Origin of the sequence: Saccharopolyspora sp. NPDC049426, assembly GCF_040676935.1 — a bacterium.
Taxonomy (GTDB): Bacteria; Actinomycetota; Actinomycetes; order Mycobacteriales; family Pseudonocardiaceae; genus Saccharopolyspora.
Genome location: NZ_JBFAPZ010000002.1, coordinates 244373 through 266771, shown reverse-complemented (window position 1 = coordinate 266771; position 22399 = coordinate 244373). Strand labels below are relative to the sequence as shown.

Here is a 22399-nt window from a genome sequence, read left to right as displayed (position 1 = left end):
ACCGCCACTGCCGCGCTCCGCGAATGCCACCCGGCATGCGGTATCCGGGGTGAGCACCCGGCGGTAATTTCGAGGTGGGTGCAGGGCTGAGGGCCGCGGTGTTCGCACGCGGCCCTCGCGCCGCCGCTGCGGGAGGAGCCGCCGTGCGTGATGACCTGGACGTGCTGATCGTGGGAGCCGGGCTGGCCGGGATCGGGGCCGCGCACCAGCTCCAGTCCGCCTTCCCCGACCTGGACTACGCGATCCTCGAATCCCGCGACGCGCTCGGCGGAACCTGGGACCTGTTCCGCTACCCCGGCGTCCGCTCCGACTCGGACATGTTCACCATGGCCTACCGGTTCCGGCCGTGGCCCGGCGCGCAGTCCTTCGCGGACGGACCGGCGATCCGCGACTACGTCCGCGCGACCGCCGAGGACGCCGGCATCGACCAGCGGATCCGCTACCGGCACCGGGTGCTCAGCGCCTCCTGGTCCAGCGACGAGGCGCGCTGGACGGTGCTCGCCGAGCACGACGGCGAGCAGGTGCGGCTGACCGCGAAGTTCCTCCACCTCTGCGCCGGTTACTACCACTACGAGCAGCCGCACTCGCCCGAGTTCCCCGGCGCCGAGCGCTTCACCGGAACCGTGGTGCACCCGCAGCACTGGCCGGAGGACCTCGACCACGCGGGCAAGCAGGTCGTGGTGATCGGCAGCGGCGCCACCGCGATCACCCTGGTCCCGGCGATGGCCGAGGACGCCGCGCACGTGACGATGCTGCAGCGCTCACCCAGCTACGTGGTGTCGGTGCCCGGCCGGGACCCGCTGCTGCCCCACCTGCGCGGCAGGCTCGGCGATCGCGCGACCTACGCGCTCGTGCGCTGGAAGAACATCCTCTACGGCACGGGCTCGTACCGGTTCAGCAGGGCGTTCCCGAAGTGGATGAGCAAGGCGATCCGCAAGGCCGCCGCCAAGCGGCTCCCGGCGGGTTACGACGTCGACACGCACTTCAACCCCAGCTACGACCCGTGGGACCAGCGGATGTGCCTCGCCCCCGACGGCGATCTCTTCGACGTGCTGAGCAGCGGGAGGGCCTCGGTGGTGACCGACCACGTCGAGGAGTTCACCCGGACCGGGATCCGCCTGCGGTCCGGTGCCGAGCTCGACGCGGACATCGTCATCACGGCCACCGGGCTGCGGCTGCGCCCGTTCGGCGGCGTCACCTTCACCGTCGACGGCCGCGAGGTCGCCCCGAGCGAGACGACCGTCTACAAGGGAGCGATGCTGTCCGGGATCCCCAACCTGGCCTTCACCTTCGGCTACACCAACCACAGCTGGACGCTCAAGGCCGATCTGGTGGCCGAGTTCGTCGTCCGGCTGCTGCGCCAGATGCGCCGCAGCGGCCACGAGCGGTGCGTTCCGGTGAAGGCGAGCCGGGGCGCGGAGCCGATGATCGAGAACTTCACCTCCAACTACGTCCAGCGCGGCATCGACGCCTTCCCCCGCTCGGACGTCAAGGCGCCGTGGCGGGTCAAGATGGACTACTTCCACGACCTGCTGGTGCTGCGGCACCTGCCGGTCGGCGATCGCGACCTCCGGTTCGGCCGGAGTCAGTCGCACGCCAAGCCGTCACCGTCGCTGTCCAACGCGGACGAGTAGCCGGTGTCGCCGCGCCGCAGCGGTGCCGCTCCGGCGGCCCTGGCCTGCTCGCAGGTGGCGTAGTAGGCGGGCAGGGCCTCCTCGGCCTGCGGTGGAGCGGGCGCGGCTCGATCGGTGCCGCACTCCTGCCCCCACAGGCCGCGGCCCGCGGTCCTGGCCGTGGCCTCGGCCTGGGTGAGCTCCGAGGTGAGGCCCTCGGCCAGGAACGCCTGCGGGTCGAGCCGGGCAGCGCCCTGCTGCAGGGCCAGCGACGAGTACTCGGCGCCATCGGGGAGGGTCAGCGAGACCTCGGGTTCGGGACTGCGACCGCTGCTCCAGCCGACGCCGAAGGTGACCTGCACCGTCGCGTCGCGCAGCGCGCCCTCGGCGAACGCGCGCGCCTCGGAGCTCCAGCACTCCCCCGCCGCCGGGGCCCGCGCTCCCGCGATGCGCACCACCTGCGGCTCCCGGCCGGGCACCTGGATCAGCACCCGGTCGTCGTCGAGGATCTCGCGCACCTGCGCCCGGTCCTGCTGCGGCGGGGGCGCGAGGACCGGCTCGGGCGTGATCACCGACGGCGGCGGCGAGCTCGGTTCCCGCAGCACCTGCGGCCCCGCGGGCTGGGCCCGCTGCTCCGGCCCGGACAGCCCGCCGACCACCAGCAGCGTGATCACCGCGCCGAGCGCGCACGCTCCGGCGATCAGCGGGGCCTTCGCCGACTCGCCCTTCCGGTGCCAGTAGGCCGCGACCGCGGGCCAAAGCGTCACCGGCCAGAGCACGCCCGCGATCAGCCCGGCCATCAGCCACGGCCACGCGCGCCCCTGCCTGGCCCGCTGCCGCCAGAGCAGCGCGCTCATGACCACCGTCGCCACCATGCCGACCAGGTGGACGATCCCGAAGAACATCGGACCCCTCACTGCGCTCGCGTTCGCAACGATGATCCCTCACCCGATCAGGTGGTCGCGGCCAGATCCCCCGGAACTCCACCCACAGGAGCAACCGTTCACAGCTTTCACGGCTGGGCGCCTCTCGTGGGAGTGCGATGCGATCCGACCAGAAGCGGACGAATGGGTTCCGATCCGCTATACGTATTCAGCTCACGTTCGGCGCTCTCCGGCGGCTGAAGGGGGTGCGCATCGCGCAGTAGTAGTATTCGTATGCAGCTACTCCGAGGGGAGCCAAGTCCTTGATCACCAGCCGCGATGTGGCCCGTCTGGCAGGTGTTTCGCAGCCGACGGTGTCCCGGGCCCTCCGCGGCGATCAGCGCGTCTCGGAGGCTACCCGGGAACGCGTCCAGCGCGCGGCCGATGCGCTCAACTACGTGCCGAGCGAGACCGGCCGCAGCCTGTCGACGCGGGTGACCAAGCGCATCGGCGTCGTGGTCACCGACCTCACCAACCCGTTCTACCCCCACCTGATCGGCCCGCTGCACGACGAGCTCGAGCAGCACGGCTACCGGATGATGCTGTTCACCGAGCGGTCCGAGACCGCCGTGGCCAGCCAGCGCCTGCTGGACCGCTCCATCGACGGCGTCGTGCTCGCGACCGCGACCATCGGATCCCGGCTGCCCGACGACCTGCAACGGCGCGAGCTCCCGTTCGTCTTCCTCAACCGCGAAGCCGGAGGCCGCCCGGCCGACGCGGCGGTGGTGGACAACGAACTCGGCGGCCGGCTGGTCGCCCGCGAGCTCGCCGAGCTCGGCCACCGCGACATCGCCCACATCGGCGGCCCGGCGGAGACCACCACCGGCCGCGAACGCGAGATGGGTTTCCGACTGGGGCTTTCCGAGGCGGGCATCGGCCTGCCCGAGGACTCCCTGCGGCGCGGCCCCTTCGACTTCGACACGGGATACCGGGGACTGACCGAGATCCTGGACGGCCCGACCCGTCCCACCGCCGTGTTCTGCGGCAACGACGTGATCGCGATCGGCGCGTTCAACGCCGCCCGCGCCCGCGGCGTGCGCATCCCCGAGGACCTCACGCTCATCGGTTTCGACGACATCCCGATGGCGGCGTGGGAGGCGTTCGGACTCAGCACCGTGCACTACGACCTGGCAGAACTAGCCCAGGAAGCCGCCCGCCTGCTGGTCCGGCGCATCGAAGCCGACGACGACCCCGAGCCCCGGCGCACGCTGTTCACCCCGGAACTCGTCCTGCGCGCCACCCACGCCTCCCGCTGATCCTCAGCCCTTCAGGCTCCGCAGCAGTTGCATGAGGATGTGGGTGAGGTTGTGGAGCACCATCCCCGGCGGGGCCTGGGCGCCCTGCTCGGTGGTACCGATGATGGTCATCAGCGGCTCGCCACCCGCGGCCTCGACGACCTGGGCGAGTCGGGCGGCCACGTCCGGATCCGACGGCCCGCTGCGGCCCATGGCCACCGAGAGGTCCGCGGGCCCCACCAGGACCGTGTCGACGCCTTCGACGGCGAGGATCTCGCCGGCGTTGTCGCACGCCTGCGGCGTTTCCAGCATCGGGACGACCATCGTGCTGCGCTCGGCCTGCGCGAGGTGCTCGCCGATGCTGTTGGTGCCGAAGCGACCGGCGCGGCTGTAGGTGGCGAAGCCGCGCTCGCCCAGCGGCGGGTAGTGCGCCGCTGCCACCACCTCCCTCGCCTGCTCGGGGGTGTCGACGTGCGGCACGATCACCCCCTGCGCGCCGAGGTCGAGCACGCGCAGCACCAGCGCCGGTTCGTGCTCCCCCACCCTGACCAGCACCGGGAGCCCGTGGGCGTCGGCGATCTGCAGGTGCTGCTGCAGGCTCAGCAGATCGGCGGGACCGTGCTCGCAGTCGATGACCGCGTAGTCGAGCCCGGCCACCGCGGCCATCTCCAGCAGGTTCTCCGAGGGCAGCCGGAGCAGACCGCCGTGCAGCCTCTCGCCCGCCCGCACTCGTTGCTTCAGGGTCGTCATCGCGCCACCATCCCCGCCGACAGGTCGATGTCGGCTCCGCACATCCCGCGCATCTGCAGCATCGCCACCAGCGCCTGGCCCACTTCCTCCTCGGTCACCATGCGCCGCAGCAGCGCGCGGGAGACGAACTCCTGCTCGGCGGCGGTCTCGGTGATCCCGCTGCGTTCGGCTTCGAGCCGGAAGTTGCGGGTCATGCGCGGCCCTTCGACCGGCCCCGGCGACAGCGAGTTCACCGTCACCCCGTGCGGCCCCACCTCTCCCGCCAGCGTCGTGGTCAGCCCGATCACGGCGGTCTTCGAGGCGCAGTACGGGGTTCGGCGCAGCAGCGGCCGCTTTCCGGACACCGAGGCGACGTTGACGACGTCACCGCTGCCCCGCTCCACCATCTGCGGCAGGAACGCGCGGCACATCAGGTAGACGCCCCGCACGTTGATGTCGAAGACCTCGTCCCACTCGGCGGGCTCGATCTCCAGCAGCGGTTTGACAGGCCCGGCGATCCCGGCGTTGTTGACCAGGATCGAGATCTCCTCCCCGGCCAGTTCCCCGGCGAGCGCCGCCACCGAGTCGGGGTCGGAGACGTCGCAGGTCGCGGCACGCCCGTCAAGACCGTCGAGGGTCTCCTCCAGGGTGTCGCGCTTGCGGCCCACGGCGACGACCCGGGCTCCGGCGGCCGACAGCGCCCGGGACATCGCACGCCCCAGCCCGTTGCCGCCGCCGGTGACCAGGGCCGTTCGCCCGGTGAGCGGTGTGGTCATCGTTCTCCTCGTTCCAGTAGTTTCCGGATCAGCGCGCCCACCACGGCGGGTCGCTCCATCGGGAGCAGGTGCCCGGCTCCGGAGAGCACGTGCAGCCGTCCGCGCTGCGCGTGCTTGACGATCTCCTCGTGGAACCCGGTCGGGCACAGGGCGTCCCGGTCGCCGCACAGCACCCGCACCGGTCCGCCGTAACCGGCGATGGCGTCGAACGCCTCGGTGCGGGTGGCCTGGGCGGCGAGCTGGGCGTGGAAGGTCCCGAACCCGATCCGCTCGGCCATGCCCAGGAACCGCTCCCGCAGGGGACTCCGGGGCTCGGCGAACATCGCGGGCAGGATCTCCTCGACGACCTCGTCGAAGTCGGTCGCGGCCTGCCGCTCCCACGCCCGGCGCTGCTCCGGCCGGGGTGCTCCGGCGTTGGTCGACAGGGCGCCGAACGCGCTCACCCGCTCCGGCGCCCGGCGCAGCACCTCGAACCCGACGATCGCGCCGAGGCTGAGCCCCACCAACGTGAACTCACCGTCCACTGCGGATAGCACCTGCTCGGCCATGCCGCCGATGGTCGGTTCGGTGATCTCCGCGTGCACCACCTCGCCCGGCAGCTCCGGCAGCTCCGACCACAGGTCGGCGTCGCAGAGCATGCCGGGCACCAGGACGATCGGGCTCACTTGCCCACCGGTCGCGGGATGAGGTGGAACGGGGCCAGGTAGCCGTTGTGGTCGACGCCGACACCGGCGTCCGCGGCGGCCTTGACCACCTCGTCGTCCCACTCCAGCCGGACCCGGCCGTCACCGCTGTTGATGACCAGCATGCTGGCCGTCGAATCGGAGACGTTGCGGACCCTGCGCCACGCACCGGCGGGAACCGAGAGCATGTCCCACGGACCGAGCCGCACCGAGACCTCCTCCTCGCGGTTGAGGGTCACCTCCCACTCGCCGTCCTTGACCATCAGGATCTGCGTCCCCGCGTGCCGGTGGGTGAGCATGCCCTCGCCGGGGGCCGCGCGCAGCCAGGAGATGTTGTGGCCGTGCGGGTTGTAGATGCGCGGCTCCTGCAGCCGGTCCTCGGTCATGCCGAAGCCGATGACCTGCGCCAGCTCGCCCGCTCCGCCCGGCAGCGCCGAACCGAGCAGCGCCCGGGCCGACCACTCCAGGTCGTCGGCGGTGGCGACGCGCTTGCGCATCTTCTCCACCGGGAAGGAGCTCAGGCCGGCGATGTCCTCCGGGCTCATCGGCCGCTTGAGCTCGACGTCCTCGGGCTTGTCATCACCGGCGACGGTGTCGACGAGCCGGTTGTCCTCGGTCAGGAACAGGCCGTGCCCCTCGGCCTCGCGCAGCACGTTCGGGCCCCAGATGATGCCGCCGGTGTCGTCGTGACCGAGGGCGGTGAACAGCCAGCCGTCGTCGGGCCCGATGTTGGTGAAGCCCCGGAAGATCCAGGTGGGGATGGAGGCGATGTCGCCCTCCCGCAGCACCAGCTCGCCCTCCTGCCCGTCGGCTCCCCAGCGCAGCAGGAACTCGCCCCGGAAGCAGATGAACACCTCGGCGGTGAAGTGCAGGTGCAGGTTGTTGACGACGCCGTGGGGCATCGCGGCCGCGCCGATGTTGTAGCCGTGCGCCTCGCGCAGGTTGACCACCTGGTTCGGGCTCTGGGTCACCCCCGGCCCGATCATCGAGTAGTTCTCCTTGCGGTCGGAGCCCGGTGTGCGGCAGTCGATGAACGCCTGGTTGCACGAGACGAAGTCCGATCGCCGGATCGTCCGCCGCTCCAGTTCCTGCCGGGTCACCTCGACCTGAGACATCAGCACCTCCGCGTGAATACGTATGTATGGATAAAAACTGTTGTGAAGGGCCATGTCAATAGGACTCCGGAAACCGTCTACCCGTGCCGTAGGGTTCGGCCGTGACCCTCAACCAGCTGCGCGCGTTCCTGCTGGCCCACCGACTCGGCACGTTCACGGCGGTGGCGGACGAGCTCGACATGGCCCAGCCGTCGGTGTCCGAACTCGTCCGGAGGCTCGAAGAGGAGCTGGGGACCGCGCTGTTCGTCCGCGGCAGCCGCAAGCTGACGCTCTCGGAAGCGGGCCGCGAGCTGCTGCCCCACGCCGAGCAGGCCCTGGCGGCGGTGGACCACGGCGGCGCGGCCGTGCGCGCGCTGAACACCCTCAGCGGCGGCACGGCCACGTTCGGGCTGCTGCGCAACGCCGACTACTACCTGCTGTCGGACCTGGTCCGGCAGTTCCTCGACCGCTACCCCGACGTCAAGGTCCGTCTGGTGGGGCAGAACTCGGCCGAGACCGCGGCGGCGGTCCGCGACGGCGACCTGGAAGCGGGCCTGGTCGTGCTGCCCATCGACGACGAGGCCCTGTCGGTCACCCCGCTGGCGCGCGACGAGGTCCTCTACGTCAGCCCCGACCCCGAGCGCACCCGGCGGCCGGTCGCGGTGGAGGACCTCACGACCGCACCGCTGATCCTCTACGACGCCCGCTACGGCTGGGCCGATCCGACCCGCCGCCAGCTGGCCGAACGCGCCCAGCTGGCCGGGGTGGCGCTGGACGCCGGGATCGAGGTCGAGCACGTGGAGTCCGCGTTGCGGCTGGCCGCCCAGGGCATCGGCGACACGATCGCCTCCCGCGCGGTGGTCAACAGCCGCCGCTTCCCGGCCGAGCTGCACACCGCCCCGTTCGCCGAACCGCTCTACGACACCATCGCGCTCATCCACCGCCGCAACCGCACGCTCTCCCCGGCCACCGGCGAACTCGCCCGCCTCGCCCAGGAAACCCTCCTCGAAGGAGGAACCTCCTGGGCGGGCGCGTGAACGCGACGATGTGAACACCGCGAAAATGCGCGCAAGTGGCGAAGCCACGAGCGAGAACAACCACCTGAGCAACTCGCACCGCCGTGTCGTCCCCTTCGGGGGATTTCTCAGACGTCGCCTGGGGAGGACGCCGCGACGCCGTGTATTGGCATACATCAGGAGTGGCGCCCGGACCCAGGCGGCGTCTGAGGTTCCGCTACCCGCACCGCTGAGCAGAACGAGCGTGGAACCCGATCACTCCATCGGTTTCCCGGTGGTCAGGTCGAGGCGGTAGCTCTCCTCCATCCACTTGATGACGACCACCAGGGAGATCACCGCGGCGACCGCGAGGTAGCCCCAGACGGCGTAGATCGTGCCGAAGGTGCTCACCAGCAGTGCCGAGACGAACGGCGTGATGCCGGAGAACAGGGCGAACGAGCAGTTGTACGCGACGCCTCCGGCGCTGAACCGGGTCTTGGTCGCGAACAGCTCGGCCACGCAGACCGTCACGATGCCGGTCAGGAAGAACTCCGGGATCACGTAGATCAGCTGCGCGATCACCGCGGCGGTGAACGTGCCCATCTGCGCGACCGCGAAGGCCACCGGGATCAGCACGAGCGCCGAGAGGTACCCGATGATGAGCATGGGGCGCCGACCGATCCGGTCCGAGAGCGCACCCGCCAGCGGCAGCAGCGGGATGATCGCCGCGACGGAGATGGCGTTGGAGCCCAGCGCCTCCGCCCGCGACAGGCCGACGTTGGACGACAGGAACTCCGGCAGGTACGTGACCCAGGTGTAGGACACGATCGCCAGGGTGATCGACGAGCCGCAGAACACCAGCATCTCGCGCCACTGCGACTTGAACGCCTCGGTGAGCGGCGCCTTGACGACCTCCGCGCCGTCGGCCGTGGCCTTGACGAACTCCGGCGTCTCGCCGACGCGCTTGCGCACCCAGAGCCCGACGAGGCTCAGCGGCAGCGCGAGCAGGAACGGGATCCGCCAGCCGTAGCTCTGCAGCGCGGCATCGTCGAAGAGGGCGGCGGTCAGCGCGGAAACGCCTGCGCCGCCGAGGATTCCGACGAAGACGCTGATCGAGACGAACGAGGTGTAGTAGGCGCGTCGTTTCGGTTCGGCCCATTCCACGACGAACGCGATGGCGCCCACGTACTCGCCGCCGGAGATCAGCGCCTGCACCATCCTCATCGCCAGCAGCAGCAGCGGTGCGAGCATGCCGACCTGCGCGTAGCTGGGCAGCACACCGATCAGCGCGGTGCACAGACCCATCAACGCGATCGTCCACAGCAGTACGCTCCGGCGACCGAAGCGGTCACCCCAGCGCCCGAGGATCATGCCGCCGAGGGGGCGGATGATCGTGCCGATGGCCAGGATCGCGTAGGTGCTCAGCACACCGACGACGGGATCCTGGGAGGGGAAGAACACCGGCGCCATGACCGGTGCGAGATAGCCGTAGATGCCGAAATCGAACTGCTCGACGAAGTTGCCGATCACGCCGGCCGTGACGGCTCTGCGCATCGGTTCTTTGGACTGTGCCTGCTTTTCGGGCACGGGAGTTGAAGTCGACAAACGTAGCTCCGAGATCCGGGGCGGGCATCTTGGCCCGCGCATGCCTGTTGCTCGATCGGACGAGTCGGCGGATTCGCAAGAGAGTCGCAGCGCCCGAATCGTGTGTCAAGCCCCACATGCATACGGATGAATTCGCGACTCAGGTGAATCAGGCCAGCTCGACACCGCCTGTGCATACGGATTAGCGGATCGTGATCGCATAGGGTTGACCTATGCCTCTTACAAGAAACTCCACTCTTGTCCTGTGGTCCGGCCCCGCTTAGCGTTCGCCCCATGCGATTCAGCTCACGGCTGCTCGGCGACCTGGCCGGGCGGTTCGAACACCTCAAAGCGCCCGCCTCGGACGCACCCGCGGCCCAGCAGGATCCCCGTGTGGCGCAACGCGTCTCGGAGATGCTCGGCGAGATCGAACGGGACGGCTTCGACGCGGTGCTGCGCCACGCGCGCGACCTGGACGGCTGGGACCAGCCGGACGTCGAGCTCAGCCGGGAGGCCATCAGGGCTTCCGGTGACGCGCTCACGCCCGAGCACCGCGCGGCGCTGGAGCTCGGTGCCGAACGCACCCGGCGGTTCGCCGACCTGCAACGCGCGGGCCTGTCCGATGCCGAGGTCGAGCTCGCTCCCGGCCTGACCACCGGATACCGCTACGTGCCGGTGCAGAGCGTCGGCGCCTACCTGCCCGCGGGCCGGTTCCCGCTGACCGCGGGCGCGTTCATGACCGTCGGCGTCGCCAAGGCCGCCGAGGTGCCGACCGTGGTGGCGTGCCTGCCGCCCGGCAAGAACGGCCAGGCGGACCCGGCGGTGGTGTACTCCGCGCACCTGTCGGGCGTGGACCGGGTGTTCGTGCTGGGCGGCGTGCAGGCGCTCGCGGCGATGTCGTTCGGGCTGCTCGGCGAGGCGCCGGTGGACATGATCGTCGGCGCCGGCAACGCCTTCGTCGCCGAGGCCAAGCGGCAGCTGTTCGGCCGCGTGGCCATCGACCTGCTGGCCGGACCGTCGGAGGTCGCGGTGATCGCCGACGAGACCGCCGATCCGGAACTGGTCGCCGCCGACCTGCTCGGCCAGGCCGAGCACGGCGTCAACTCCCCCGCCGCGCTGGTGACCACCTCGCGCGAGCTGGGCGAAGCGGTCATCGAGGAGGCCGACAAGCAGCTCTCCTCGCTGGCCACCGAGGAGATCGCCGGCCCGGCGTGGCGCGACTTCGGCTCGGTGACCTGGGCGCGGGACCGCGAGACCGCCGTGGCGCTGATGGACGACCTGGCTCCCGAGCACCTGGAGATCCAGACCGCCGACGACGACTTCTACCACGACTCGCTGCGCAACTACGGCTCGATCTTCCTGGGCACGTGGAGCACGGTCGCCTACTCCGACAAGGGCATGGCGGGCACCAACCACGTGCTCCCCACCGCGGGCGGCGCCCGGCACAGCGCGGGCCTGTCGGTGTCCAGGTTCCTGAAACCGCTGACCTACCAGCGCGTTTCACGCGATGCGACGCCGCTGCTGGCCGAGGCCGTGGAGACCATTTCCGACTACGAGGGCATGGCGGCGCACCAGGCCACCGCAACGCTGCGGCTGGAGCGCCTCAGGAAGGACGAGGACCGATGACCGAGGTTTCCGAGCAGATCGCAGGCTCCCCCGGCGGCACCATGGAGCCCGGCAAGCGCACCATGCCGGGCGATTTCAGCATCGCCGTGCGCCCGGGCTCCGGCGCGACGCTGGGTGGCGTGAACTACGGCGGCGAGCGCCGCCAGTCGATGGAGGGGTTCGAGGACACCTACACCGACATCGTCGACTACATCGTCCGGATCACCCACCGCATCTGGGAGGACCAGGACGTCGGCTACATCTACGACACCTACAGCCCCGGCTGCCGGCTCTACGACGACAGCGGATTCCGCTACGGCGTGGAGAGCCTGGTCAACGGCACGATGCAGAGCATCAACGCCTTCCCGGACTGCCGTCACTACGCCGACGACGTGATCTGGGCGGGTAGCGACACCGAAGGTTTCGTGACCTCGCACCGGGCCATCAACATCGGCCACCACACCGGGCCGTGGCGGTGGGGACCGCCGACCGGCCGCAGGCTGGAGACCTGGGTGATGGCCAACTGCGTGGTGTGGCAGAACGAGATCTTCGAGGAGTGGGTCCTCTACAACACCGCCGCCAAGCTGCAGAAGCTCGGCATCCCGGTGGTCGAGGCGGCCCGCACCTACGCCCGCGAGGGCGGCGTGACCCCGCTGACCGAGCGGCAGTTCTCCGAGGCGCACCGCCTCGACGGCGGCCGCAAGCCGATGCCGATCCCGGAACCGGACAACCGCGCGGGTTTCGACGTCGAGGGCACGATCCGGGCGCTGTTCCACAACACCTACAACCGGCGCGACCTGAGCACGATCGACCGGGTCTACGCCGACAACGTCCGCTGGCACGGCACCACCAACCGCGCCGGCTACGGACGTTCGGACGTGCGCGCGATGGCCCGCGGCCTGCTCGCGACGTTCCCCGACCTGGGCGTGCAGGTCGACGAGGTCTACTGGATGGGCAACGACACCGACGGCTACAGCATCTCGGCGCGCTGGTCGGGCATCGGCACGCACCGGGGCTTCGGCCTCTACGGCAAGCCCACCGGCAAGCGAGCTCACCTCTGGGGCATCTCGCAGCTCTACGTGATGAACGGCCGCATCGTCGAGGAGTGGTCGCTGTTCAACGAGTTCGACGTCATCGCTCAGCTCGTCAGCGAGGACGGCGGACCGGAACTCCTCTGATCCCACACCCACCCGGGTGACCACTTTTCGTGGCCACCCGGGTGGGTGAACGGGGCCCACGTTCCCGTGAAACCCTCCGGTGGCAGGCTCGAGGCGCTGGACATTACCAACAGGTAATGACACATTCGACGTTTGCACGCACGGCCGCGAGGAGGCAGTGGACGTGAGCGGTTCCGAAGTCGACGCCCTGCTCGACGAGCTCCGGCAGCAAGGCTGGGAGTCCTACGTGTTCGGGTCGCGCGACGACCCGAACGCGGTCGGCATGGCCTACCGCTGGGAGACCTGCGCCGACGTCCTGGTGCTGCACGCCGAGGACGAGGCCACCGCCTACCGGATGCCGCTGTGCCCGAACGCCGATCTCTTCGCACCCGAGATCGTGTCCTGGCACTACCACGCGCCCGCCGAGTGGACGATCCGAGCCCTGCTCTCGCTCGCCCGTCCCGGCGCCCCGGACGCGCCGCTGGCGATGCTGGACCCGCCGCCCGACTGCGGGGTTCCGGCGCACCTCCGCCGCAGGATGACCATCCGGCCCAATCCGCGCCGCGCCCACGCCGCCACCTGATCGGATTAATCCGGCGCTGCTGCGGCCCATCCCGGCGGGCAACCTGAGCTGGTGCCGCTGAGGCATCCGGACAACACGCCTCGCCCGCACCGCAGCGAACTCGCGGTGAACCCGATCTTCGCGCGCGAACCCGTGCACGTGCCGACCTACGACCTCCCCGTCCAGGGGACCGATCCCGAGGTCGCTTACCAGATCGTGCACGACGAGCTGATGCTCGACGGCAACGCGCGGCTGAACCTGGCGACCTTCGTGTCCACCTGGATGGAACCGCAGGCCACCCGGCTGATGTCGGAGTGCTTCGACAAGAACATGATCGACAAGGACGAGTACCCGTGCACCGCGGCTCTGGAGGACCGGTGCGTGCGGATGCTCGCCGGGCTGTGGCACGCGCCCGACCCGCACCACGTCGTCGGCTGCTCCACCACCGGATCGTCCGAGGCGTGCATGCTCGCCGGCCTCGCGCTCAAGCGCCGCCGGCGGGGAACCGGCACGCCGAACATCGTGCTCGGCGCCGACGTGCAGATCTGCTGGGAGAAGTTCGCCAACTTCTTCGAGGTCGAGCCGCGGTACGTGCCGATGGAGGGCGACCGCTTCACGCTCTCCGCCGAGGAGGCGCTGCGGCGGGTCGACGAGAACACCATCGGCGTCGTGACCATCATGGGCTCGACCTTCGACGGCTCCTACGAACCGGTCGCCGAGGTCTGCCGCGCGCTCGACGACCTGGCCGCGCGCGGCGGACCGGACGTTCCGGTTCACGTCGACGGCGCTTCCGGGGCGATGATCGCGCCGTTCCTGGATCCGGACCTGGTGTGGGACTTCCGGCTGCCGCGGGTGGCCTCGATCAACACCTCCGGGCACAAGTACGGGCTGGTCTACCCGGGTCTCGGCTGGGTCGTGTGGCGCACGGGCGATGCGTTGCCCGACGAGCTGGTGTTCCGGGTGAACTACCTCGGCGGCGAGATGCCGACCTTCGCGCTGAACTTCTCCCGGCCGGGCGCGCAGGTGGCCGCGCAGTACTTCAACTTCCTGCGGCTGGGATTCGACGGATTCCGGCGGGTGCAGCAGGAGTGCCGCGACGTGGCGATGCGGCTGGCCCGCGAGATCGCCGCGCTCGGGCCGTTCGAGCTGCTCACCGACGGCGGCCACATCCCGGCCTTCGCGTTCACGCTGCGCGACGACGTCCGGAATTATTCCGTTTTCGACGTTTCCGCTGCTCTGCGCGCCAGCGGTTGGCTCGTTCCGGCCTACGCGTTCCCGGAGAACCGGACCGACCTGGCGGTGCTGCGGATCGTGGTGCGCAACGGGTTCAGCCACGACCTGGCCGACCTGCTGCTCGACGACCTGCGCCGCGCTCTGCCGAGGCTGGAGGCGCAGACCACCCCCGCCCGGGGCCACGACTCCGCCGGGTTCGCGCACGGAGCCCGTTCCCGCGACTGAGCGGCGAACGGCGAAAACTTCCCGGCCACCGGGAAATCCCAGCCCGGAGCCGGTGGGGACGATCACGCTCAGTCGATCAGCTGATCGCAAGCCGTTCGAAGCCGACTAGCCTGCCCCGTTATGAGTCGTTCCGAGGACGCGAACGCGCGGCTGACCGAGCTCGCGCTGCACGCGCGTCGCGGTGACCCGCACGCCATGGAGTCCTTCATCCGGGAGAGCCAGCACGACGTCTGGCGCTTCGTCGCGCACCTGGCCGGGCCGCACCTCGCCGACGACCTCGCGCAGGAGACGTTCCTGCGCGCGTTCCGCAGCGTCCGCCGGTTCAACGCCCGCTCCTCGGCACGCACGTGGTTGCTTACGATCGCCCGCCGCGTGGTCGTCGACCAGATCCGCTACGAGCGCTCCCGCCCGCGCACCACCCACGCCACCCCGGCCACCGAACCGACCTCGCCGGACACGGGTTTCGAGAACATCGTCGAGCTGAACCTGCTGCTGAGCGACCTCGACCCGGAACGCCGCGAAGCCCTGGTCCTCACCCAGGTCCTGGGCCTCCCCTACGCCGAAGCCGCCCACGTCACCGGCTGCCCGATCGGCACCATCCGCTCCCGAGTGGCCAGAGCCCGCGACCAACTCCTGGCCACCCGAACCCACCAGGACGAAGAAACCGGCTGATCTGGTCAAACGAGCGCGGTTTTCGCCGCGCGAGCACGTTGCGCCGCAGTAGCGCGCAACCAGGCGCGAGCCCGCTTGTCCAGATCCCGGACGTCGGCCCAGCTGTGCTCGACCGGGATGGACGCGATTCGCTGATCGTCCTCGTGAACCGGGCCGGTATCACCGCGCAGGACGTCGATCGCGGTGTCACCACGGCCCCATCGGAAGGTGAATCCACCGAGGTAGAGCCATTGGCACGGAATCCGGGCCATGTGTCATCCCTCCACCAGGTAAGCGAAGTGCACGTGCTGGACGTGCCAGGTCATGCAGTCCAAGCCCATGGGGCCGAAGTCCACGAGGACTCGGCCGCAGCGTGATCCCCCGACGGGGCAGCAGAACCAGTCCCGCCCGTCGACGACGGTCACGTCGAGTTCCAGCTCCCATCGGCCGACCCTGATCACACCGCCGACACGCGCTGGCTTCGCGGGCTTGGTCGCTGACATCGAATCGCCTTGTTGTCTCAGTCGTCACAGTCGTCTCATACAACTAGGCGGAAGGTAGCGCTGACGCCTCCTGTGAGGCAAGGTGAGACACTCGTTTGGGAGGACTGAGTCGTCTAGTGCGAGGTGTTCCGATGTCCGCCGCAGCGAAGTACCAGGAGATCGCCGCGACGCTGCGAGGTCAGATCGACAGCGGTTCGTTGGCGATCGGCGACAAGCTGCCGACCGAGCAAGTGCTGCAAGAGCAGTTCGAGGCTTCGCGCACGACCGTTCGTCAAGCGCTGAAGGAACTCCGCGACGCCGGTCTGGTGCAGATGCGCCACGGAGTCGGCGTGTTCGTCGCACCGCCGAACGTGGTTCGACGGCTGGATTCTCGCGAGCGGCTATCGAAGGCGCGTCGCGATCGGAACGAGGCCGCCTTCCTCGCCGAAGCCAAGAAGCAGGACTTCACTCCCTCGTCCTCGGTCCGGGTGTGGTTCGAACCCGCGCAGGACTTCGCGGAACTCCTCGACGTCGCGGAGGATGCCGAGCTCTGCGTGCGCGACCGGGTCATGCGCGCCGATGACCAACCCGTGATGCTCGCGGTTTCCCGCCTGCCGCGTGAGATCACGCTAGGAACGGCGCTGGAAGACGTCGAGACCGGTCCCGGTGGCGCGTTCGCCCGCCTGGAAGATCTGGGCTTCGCGATTTCGCAGCACGAAGAGGTCGTGGGCGCGCGGATGCCGGACGCCAACGAGCGCCAGCTGCTCGGACTGGGCAGCGGTCCGGTCCTCACGCTCCGCCGCCGCACGTGGAGCGGCGACCGCGTCGTCGAGGTCAACGACATGGTGATGGCAGGCGAGAGCTACGAACTCCGCTACACCTGGGACGCCATCTGACCGAGCCCGGCGCAGAGCCCTGAGGTCCCTCACCTGGAGCGGGGTGGAGACCTCCCCTCCCGACGTCTCGGACTCCGGGTGACCCGGTGGGAACTTCGGGGACGCGGGGCGCGACAGTAGTGGTGTGGACTGTTGCGTGTGCCGGGAGGCGCTGTCGGCGCGGTTGGACGGCGAGGAGCCTCCGGCGGCCTGGGCCGAGGTGGAGCGGCATCTCGCCGAGTGCGGTGAGTGCCGTGACTGGGAATCCCGCGCCGTCGCGTTGAGCAGGGAGTTGCGGGTGCGGGTGGTGCCCAGCACCCCCGACCTGACCGCGTCGGTGATGCGGGCGCTCCCGGCTCCCGCTGTCCGGCGCTGGCCCCGGGTGCTGCTCGGTGTCGTCGCCGTCGTGCAGATCGCGTTGGGCGTCGCCCAGCTGCTGGGCGCCGGCGGGCACGAGGCGATGGCCGGGCACGTGTTCCACGAGAGCACCGCGTGGAACCTCGCGCTCGGAACCGGGTTCGGCTGGGCGGCCTGGCGGGTCCGCGCGGGTGCCGGGATGGTGCCGGTGCTCGGCGCGTTCCTCGCCGTGCTCACCTTCATCAGCGTCCAGGACCTGGTGGCCGGAGTCGTCACCGCCGGTCGCCTCGCCTCGCACCTGCCGCTGGTGGTGGCGCTGGTGCTGCTGCTGGTCATCCGCCACGACCACCGGGACGGCGAAACCGGTCCGGGCCACGGCGTCCGCCCCGGCGAGAGCACGGTCACGACGGACGATCCCGACGAACCGGCACCCCCGCGCGAGCTCGGCCCGACCGCCCACCGCCGGGCCGGTTAGGTGCTGTTGAAGAACGCGGCGGAGCGGCTGTTCCAGGTGAGGGACTCAGCTCGCACCGCCGCAGGTGCCGCCACCGGCACCGCCGAGCAACGCACTCCCCGAACAGCTCCTAGCGCTTGCGGGCCATCGCGGCCCAGTAGTAAGCGCTGCGCGGGTCGACCTCGCGCTCGGGGTGGAGCTTGGTGATCCCGGCCGGCTCCGGGTCGGGCCGCCACCCCAGCACCGGCGCCACCCCCGGCTCGACCAGGTCCATGCCCTCGAAGAGCGCGGCGACCTCGTCCTGATCGCGGGGCTGGAACGGGATCCCGGACTGCTCGGCGGCAGCCACCACGCCTGCCATCGCTTCCGGGTCGAAGTCGGCGGTGGGGTGGGTGATCGTCAGGTAGCTGCCCGAGGGGACCGCGTCCATCAGCTTGCCGAGCGCCTGCTCGACCTCCGAGTTCTCCCGGAAGTACATCAGCACCGCCACCAGCATCACCGCGGTCGGCTGCGTCAGGTCGAGCGTTTCGGTCAGCGCTCGATCGGACAGGATCGAGTCCGGGTCGTGCAGGTCGGCGAAGATGAATTGGGTCGCGCCCTCGTCGGTGCTGGTCATCAGCGCGCGGGCGTGGGCGAGGACGATCGGGTCGTTGTCGACGTAGACCACGCGGCTGCTCGGTTCCGCGCTCTGCGCGACCTCGTGCACGTTGCCGCTGGTGGGGATTCCGGTGCCGATGTCGAGGAACTGCCGGATGCCGCACTCCTGCACCAGGTATCGCACCGCGCGCCCGACGAACGCCCGGTTCGCCCGCGCCATGGTCTTGATGGTCGGGATGTGCTCGGCGATCGCGTCACCCAGCGCGCGGTCGGCCGCGAAGTTGTCCTTGCCGCCCAGCCAGTAGTCGTAGACCCGCGCCTCGTGCGCGACGGTGGTGTCGATCTCGACCGGCAGCCGGCCGCCCTGCTCGCTCATCGCCATCCTTCGGATCAGTACTCGTCCATTAACTCGCGCAGCAGCTGCGTGGTGTCCTGTGGGGTCGTCGCCTGCACGCTGAGCAGGTTCATCACCGCCTGGTACTGGTCCAGGTCGTTGCGCTTGTCCAGGTACAGCGCGCTGGTCAGCTGTTCCAGGTAGACGACGTCGGGCAGGTCCGTTTCGGGGAACCGCACGATGGTGAACGGACCGCCCGCCGCGGCGTGCCCGCCGACGCTGTAGGGCAGCAGCTGCACCGTCACGTTGGGAAGTTCGGAGATGCGGATCAGGTGCTCGATCTGCCCGCGCATGATCCGCTCACCCCCGATCGGGCGGCGCAGCGCGGCCTCGTCGATGACCGCCCACAACGTCGGCGGTTCCGGCCGCGTGAGGATGTCCTGGCGACGCATCCGCAGCGCGACCCGGCGGTCGACCTCGCCCTCCGGTTCCTGCCCGTGTCCGAGCAGGATGACGGCGCGGGCGTAGTCGGGGGTCTGCAGCAGGCCCGGAACGAACTGCGCCTCGTAGGTGCGGATGATCTCAGCGGCCTGCTCCAGGCCGAGGTAGGTCTCGAACCACGACGGCAGCAGGTCGCCGTACTGGTGCCACCAGCCGGGTTCGTTGGCCTGCCGAGCCAACGACATGAACGCCGCCCGCTCGCCCGAGTCCCGCACGCCGTAGAGGGTCAGCAGGTCGTTGAGATCGCGCTCCCGGAAGCTGACGCGTCCCAGTTCGAGCCGACTGATCTTGGCGTGCGACCCGCGGATGGCATCACCGGCGGCCTCGCGGCTGATCCCGCGCTCCTCGCGCAGGCGTCGAAGCTGTCCGCCCAGCGCGATGCGCAGCACGGTGGGCCCAGCGGTGGACCCGCCCTGCTGCTTGCCCTGTCTCTCCGGCTCGATGCTCATCGTGTCGATACCCCCATCGGGAGCAATGCGGCGTCCGATCGCCGCCAAAGCCAGTCAGCAGATTAGATCATCGAAGTCGCCTTCTTTAACCCCTTCGAGAAAAGCGGCGATTTCTTCTCGCGTGTAGACCAGCACTGGCCCCTCCGCGAAGCGGGAGTTGCGCACGGCCACCCGGCCGCGCTCCAACTCGGCCACCTCGACGCAGTTCCCGCTCGGGTTGCTGTGCGCGCTCTTGCGCCAGCGCAGGTCAGACCGCCAGCTCAGGTCTGCCCACCGCGGAGCCTCCGGCACTGCGGACTCCGGCATGGATGCCTCCAACATTCGGGCGAAATCACGTCCGTGCTTGCAGCTGTTCTTGCAAACGTTCTTGCATCTGCAAGGTCAGTCCGGGACAGTAGCAGCAGCAGGTCGATCGTTGATCTTGATCCGTCAGCGGGAATCCGGTGCCCGGCAAATGGCCCCGGCGCGCGCGGGAGGGGGCCGAGGGATGATCCGGTTATCGCGGCGAGGGACGGTTCGCCGCGTACATCAGATTTGCCCGGCTTCGACCCAGGATCGGGCGACGCGATGAGCGTGCTCGTCGCGGTCTGCGCGTTAGCCCTCTGCGCGATCCTCTCGGCGGCGCTGCTCGACTCCCGCCGCAAACGTCGCGAGCTCGAAAAGCGGCTCGCGGTGGCCGATCGCGCCGCGCACACCGATCCGCTCACCGGCTTGGCCAACCGCGCAGGGCTCCAGCGCGCCCTGGACCACCAGCGGGCCAGCACTCGCCCGAGCGATCACCTCGCCATGATCCTGCTGGACCTGGACGGGCTGAAGGAGACCAACGACCTCTACGGCCACGACTTCGGCGACAGCGTTCTGGTCGCGGTGGCCCACCGGATCCACGAAAAAGCCGGGCACGCGGCGTGCGCGGCCCGGCTCGGTGGGGACGAGTTCGTGGTGCTGCTCAGCGGTGAGGATCCGCAGGACGCGGATGCGCTGGCCGCCGAGCTCTGCGCTGACATCGCCTCGGCGGAGGTCATGTCGGAGATGCCGATCCGCTGCACGGCCAGCGCGGGGGTCGCGGTGCTGCCGGCGCACCGGATGCACCAGCTCGTCACCGCCGCGGACCAGGCCATGTACCGCGCCAAGTCCACGCGCGCGGGAACCTCCAGGTATCAGCCGCTCACCGATGTCTCCGACCGGATCCCGCGAAACCGGACGGCTCTGGTGGCCTTGGAAGGTGGCGCCTCGAAAGAGGCGCAGGGCTGATCCTCTCCAGGACTGCTCCGGGTGCGGTACTCGGCTCGCACCGCGCAGCCCACTCCTCGAAGACTCCTAGACCGCCGCTGTCTGCCGGACTCCGCCGACCATGCGGTGCGCTTCGGCGTTGCACGCCGGGCAGGTGTTCCACAGCCACGCCATCTCTCCCACCTCGGCTCGCATCTCGCGGTCGCAGAGCGTCGTGATGGCGCTTCCCGCCGGGTATCCCCCTGACGGCCGGGGGTCGGTGCTCGCGTGACGCTCCCCGAGGGCCGGAACCCAATGGAACGGATGCATCCGCACACTCTCCTTCGCTGCCGTGTCCCACCGCGTGGTGGCGTCTTGCCGATCGCGATCCGGGTGGCCGGTCGGCCACAATCCGGATAATCAGCTGTTCAGATGGATTCCAGACCGACCATGCCTGCGGTCGCCGCCAAGCATCGACCACACGGTAGGACCCCACCCGAAGGAATATTCCCGATTGTGTCATGACCCAGGGGGAGTCCGCACGCCGCACGCGCGACACCGGCCTGCCAATCTCGCCGCGAAATCGCGTGAGCCTGCCGCACTGTCACACGTGCGGCGGTATGCAGGACCCAGAAGCACTCCGCTCCGGACTGCTCGACCCGCGCCCCCTGCGTGCTCCCGGCCAAGTTGAGTGGCATGATCCCTCCCCGGATCGTCTACGATTAATCGTAAGCACATCCGCGCCACGGAGTCGAGAGATTCGGAAGGGATGCACCGCGATGCTTCACCCGAAACCGACCGCGACGAGTCCCGCCTTCAGCGCCACGGGCTGGGCTTCTGCTTCCGCCTGCGGGCCGAACGGGGGAAATTGCGTCGAGGTGAACTTGACAGCCCCCGGGCGTGTCGGGGTCCGCGACAGCAAACGCCTCACCGGTGACGTCCTGCTCGACTTCGACACGAGCAGCTGGGGCCGGTTCCTCACCGACATGAGAGCCGGAACCTTCGACATCGACTAGATCTTCGCAGCTCACAGCCGCTCACTGATTAATCACCGTCGGCGCGGATCACCGGCGGTGACCCGTTTGCCGGGCATCCACGTCCGAGTGCATTACAGTGTTGTTCTTGACAGACGCGTTTGCGCTTGTCAGACGTGGTGACGGCAGAGCATACGAGCGGAGATCTGGTGCCGAGCACGGTAACTTCGCGACGCAGGCAGCTCGGAAACGAGATTCGCCGCGCGCGGCAGACCGCGGGCATGACCCAGCAGGACGTCGCCGAGCTGCTCGGATGCAGCCAAGGCAAGATCAACAAGATCGAGTCGGGCACGGTCGCGGTCAAGAAGGCCGAGCTGCAGAAGATGCTGGAGTCGTTCAACTCCGGCAAGGCCGAAGCCGATCTGATGCTGGACCTCGCGCAGTCCAGCTCCGGGCAGCGCGGCCAGTGGGCCGGCTACCGCTCGGCGGTGCCGCAGTGGTTCCGCACCTTCACCGACCTCGAACCGGCCGCCACAGAGATCCTCAGCTGGCACGGCGAGCGCATCCCGGGCCCGCTGCAGTCCGAGCACTACATGCTCACCCAGTTCTCCGAGGACCGCGCCACCGACGTCACCGCGCTGGTGCGGAACCGGCTGGACCGCAGGCGGGTCTTCGACCTGCCGCGCCCGCCCTACTACCGCTTCGTGCTCAGCGAAGCCGCGTTCCACCGGATGCCGGGCGGGCCGAACCCGTCGGTCGCGCTGGACCAGGTCGAGCACCTGCTGGACCTGCAGACGCGGTACCCGAAGGCGTACGTGCACATCCTGCCGTTCGACGTGCGGCTGCCGTACGTGCCCAACGACTTCACGATCATGCGGTTCGCCGACGGCACCAAGGACTTCGTCTTCGTCGAGCACGTCGCAGGCGGGCTCTACCTGGACGACGAGGACGACTTCAACCTGTTCAACGACGCCTGGGACCGGTTGCGCGGAGCCGCGCTGGAGCGCCACGACACCGTGGCCCGCCTGCAGGAGCTGGCGAAGGAGTACCGGAACCAGATCGAGTTCTGATTAATCGCGACGAGGCCCCCCTCCGCGCCGGA

25 protein-coding genes are annotated in these 22399 nt (G+C 69.7%); 13 read left to right on the top strand and 12 right to left on the bottom strand.

All coding sequences use genetic code 11. The features are described from left to right. Positions 1-143 precede the first annotated feature (143 nt). Positions 144-1634, top strand: a complete 1491-nt coding sequence (locus tag AB0J78_RS04390) for an NAD(P)/FAD-dependent oxidoreductase (RefSeq protein WP_363786852.1) — start codon at positions 144-146, stop codon at positions 1632-1634. On the opposite strand, the gene AB0J78_RS04385 is transcribed toward AB0J78_RS04390, so the two are convergent. Continuing rightward, a complete protein-coding gene (locus tag AB0J78_RS04385) occupies positions 1586-2518 on the bottom strand; it encodes an excalibur calcium-binding domain-containing protein (RefSeq protein WP_363786850.1) in 933 nt (310 codons plus the stop codon). The two genes, AB0J78_RS04390 and AB0J78_RS04385, sit on opposite strands and share 49 nt — an antisense overlap. Positions 2519-2799: 281 nt before the next feature. Between AB0J78_RS04385 and AB0J78_RS04380 the strand changes: the two genes are divergently transcribed. Continuing rightward, positions 2800-3792, top strand: a complete 993-nt coding sequence (locus AB0J78_RS04380; protein WP_363786848.1) for a LacI family DNA-binding transcriptional regulator — start codon at positions 2800-2802, stop codon at positions 3790-3792. Between the two features lie 3 nt (positions 3793-3795). Here the strand turns inward: AB0J78_RS04380 and AB0J78_RS04375 are convergent, their stop codons facing one another. The 4 genes from AB0J78_RS04375 to AB0J78_RS04360 are packed head-to-tail and all read right to left on the bottom strand — an operon-like array spanning position 3796 to position 7074. Further along, a complete protein-coding gene (locus AB0J78_RS04375) occupies positions 3796-4521 on the bottom strand; it encodes an aldolase/citrate lyase family protein (RefSeq protein WP_363786846.1) in 726 nt (241 codons plus the stop codon). After that, a complete protein-coding gene (locus tag AB0J78_RS04370; protein ID WP_363786844.1) occupies positions 4518-5276 on the bottom strand; it encodes an SDR family oxidoreductase in 759 nt (252 codons plus the stop codon). Before AB0J78_RS04370 ends, AB0J78_RS04375 begins: the two co-directional genes overlap by 4 nt. Then, the gene (locus tag AB0J78_RS04365; RefSeq protein WP_363786842.1) at positions 5273-5941 is read right to left on the bottom strand and encodes an alpha/beta hydrolase; all 669 of its coding nucleotides are present in this window, start codon (positions 5939-5941) and stop codon (positions 5273-5275) included. Before AB0J78_RS04365 ends, AB0J78_RS04370 begins: the two co-directional genes overlap by 4 nt. Then, on the bottom strand, positions 5938-7074 hold the full coding sequence (locus AB0J78_RS04360; RefSeq protein WP_363786840.1) for a cupin domain-containing protein: 1137 nt from the start codon (positions 7072-7074) through the stop codon (positions 5938-5940). The genes AB0J78_RS04365 and AB0J78_RS04360 overlap by 4 nt, the downstream gene beginning before the upstream one ends. Before the next feature lie 101 nt (positions 7075-7175). On the opposite strand from AB0J78_RS04360, the gene AB0J78_RS04355 reads away from it, so the two are divergent. Next, positions 7176-8090, top strand: a complete 915-nt coding sequence (locus tag AB0J78_RS04355; RefSeq protein ID WP_363786838.1) for a LysR family transcriptional regulator — start codon at positions 7176-7178, stop codon at positions 8088-8090. 234 nt (positions 8091-8324) lie between these two features. Here AB0J78_RS04355 and AB0J78_RS04350 read toward each other — a convergent pair whose 3' ends face one another. Then, on the bottom strand, positions 8325-9602 hold the full coding sequence (locus tag AB0J78_RS04350) for an MFS transporter (RefSeq protein ID WP_363786835.1): 1278 nt from the start codon (positions 9600-9602) through the stop codon (positions 8325-8327). Positions 9603-9926: 324 nt separating this feature from the next. Between AB0J78_RS04350 and hisD the strand changes: the two genes are divergently transcribed. The 5 genes from hisD (at position 9927) to AB0J78_RS04325 (ending at position 15086) form a co-directional block, all read left to right on the top strand. Next, a complete protein-coding gene (gene hisD / locus AB0J78_RS04345; protein WP_363786833.1) occupies positions 9927-11258 on the top strand; it encodes a histidinol dehydrogenase in 1332 nt (443 codons plus the stop codon). Further along, positions 11255-12415 carry an ester cyclase gene (locus tag AB0J78_RS04340; protein ID WP_363786832.1) on the top strand — a complete coding sequence of 387 codons (1161 nt, stop codon included), beginning with the start codon at positions 11255-11257 and terminating at the stop codon, positions 12413-12415. Before hisD ends, AB0J78_RS04340 begins: the two co-directional genes overlap by 4 nt. A gap of 163 nt (positions 12416-12578) precedes the next feature. Beyond that, positions 12579-12977: a hypothetical protein gene (locus tag AB0J78_RS04335; RefSeq protein ID WP_363786830.1), complete on the top strand. Its 399-nt coding sequence runs from the start codon at positions 12579-12581 to the stop codon at positions 12975-12977. Between the two features lie 51 nt (positions 12978-13028). Continuing rightward, entirely contained in the window at positions 13029-14414 is a 1386-nt protein-coding gene (locus tag AB0J78_RS04330) for a glutamate decarboxylase (RefSeq protein ID WP_363786828.1), read from the top strand. 120 nt (positions 14415-14534) lie between these two features. Further along, positions 14535-15086 carry a sigma-70 family RNA polymerase sigma factor gene (locus AB0J78_RS04325; protein WP_363786826.1) on the top strand — a complete coding sequence of 184 codons (552 nt, stop codon included), beginning with the start codon at positions 14535-14537 and terminating at the stop codon, positions 15084-15086. A gap of 5 nt (positions 15087-15091) precedes the next feature. On the opposite strand, the gene AB0J78_RS04320 is transcribed toward AB0J78_RS04325, so the two are convergent. Continuing rightward, the gene (locus tag AB0J78_RS04320) at positions 15092-15337 is read right to left on the bottom strand and encodes a hypothetical protein (RefSeq protein ID WP_363786824.1); all 246 of its coding nucleotides are present in this window, start codon (positions 15335-15337) and stop codon (positions 15092-15094) included. Positions 15338-15340: 3 nt separating this feature from the next. After that, complete coding sequence (locus AB0J78_RS04315; protein ID WP_363786822.1) at positions 15341-15568, bottom strand: hypothetical protein; 228 nt, start codon at positions 15566-15568, stop codon at positions 15341-15343. 131 nt (positions 15569-15699) lie between these two features. On the opposite strand from AB0J78_RS04315, the gene AB0J78_RS04310 reads away from it, so the two are divergent. Both AB0J78_RS04310 and AB0J78_RS04305 read left to right on the top strand, forming a co-directional pair. Next, positions 15700-16443, top strand: coding sequence for a GntR family transcriptional regulator (locus tag AB0J78_RS04310; RefSeq protein ID WP_363786820.1), 744 nt, complete (start codon positions 15700-15702; stop codon positions 16441-16443). Positions 16444-16579: 136 nt separating this feature from the next. After that, complete coding sequence (locus AB0J78_RS04305) at positions 16580-17254, top strand: zf-HC2 domain-containing protein (protein WP_363786818.1); 675 nt, start codon at positions 16580-16582, stop codon at positions 17252-17254. Positions 17255-17363: 109 nt separating this feature from the next. Here the strand turns inward: AB0J78_RS04305 and AB0J78_RS04300 are convergent, their stop codons facing one another. From AB0J78_RS04300 to AB0J78_RS04290, 3 genes are read right to left on the bottom strand one after another with little or no spacing between them, the layout of a single operon-like run. Further along, positions 17364-18206, bottom strand: a complete 843-nt coding sequence (locus AB0J78_RS04300; RefSeq protein ID WP_363786816.1) for an SAM-dependent methyltransferase — start codon at positions 18204-18206, stop codon at positions 17364-17366. 14 nt (positions 18207-18220) lie between these two features. Next, the gene (locus AB0J78_RS04295) at positions 18221-19114 is read right to left on the bottom strand and encodes a helix-turn-helix transcriptional regulator (RefSeq protein ID WP_363786814.1); all 894 of its coding nucleotides are present in this window, start codon (positions 19112-19114) and stop codon (positions 18221-18223) included. Between the two features lie 54 nt (positions 19115-19168). Further along, positions 19169-19420: a DUF397 domain-containing protein gene (locus AB0J78_RS04290; RefSeq protein ID WP_363786813.1), complete on the bottom strand. Its 252-nt coding sequence runs from the start codon at positions 19418-19420 to the stop codon at positions 19169-19171. 261 nt (positions 19421-19681) lie between these two features. Between AB0J78_RS04290 and AB0J78_RS04285 the strand changes: the two genes are divergently transcribed. Continuing rightward, complete coding sequence (locus tag AB0J78_RS04285) at positions 19682-20365, top strand: GGDEF domain-containing protein (RefSeq protein WP_363786811.1); 684 nt, start codon at positions 19682-19684, stop codon at positions 20363-20365. A gap of 66 nt (positions 20366-20431) precedes the next feature. On the opposite strand, the gene AB0J78_RS04280 is transcribed toward AB0J78_RS04285, so the two are convergent. Further along, entirely contained in the window at positions 20432-20653 is a 222-nt protein-coding gene (locus tag AB0J78_RS04280) for a zinc finger protein (protein WP_363786809.1), read from the bottom strand. Positions 20654-20844: 191 nt separating this feature from the next. Between AB0J78_RS04280 and AB0J78_RS04275 the strand changes: the two genes are divergently transcribed. Together AB0J78_RS04275 and AB0J78_RS04270 are read left to right on the top strand one after the other, a co-directional pair. Then, entirely contained in the window at positions 20845-21339 is a 495-nt protein-coding gene (locus AB0J78_RS04275; protein ID WP_363786807.1) for a DUF397 domain-containing protein, read from the top strand. 167 nt (positions 21340-21506) lie between these two features. Next, positions 21507-22367 carry a helix-turn-helix transcriptional regulator gene (locus AB0J78_RS04270; RefSeq protein WP_363786805.1) on the top strand — a complete coding sequence of 287 codons (861 nt, stop codon included), beginning with the start codon at positions 21507-21509 and terminating at the stop codon, positions 22365-22367. The last annotated feature ends 32 nt before the right edge of the window (positions 22368-22399 follow it).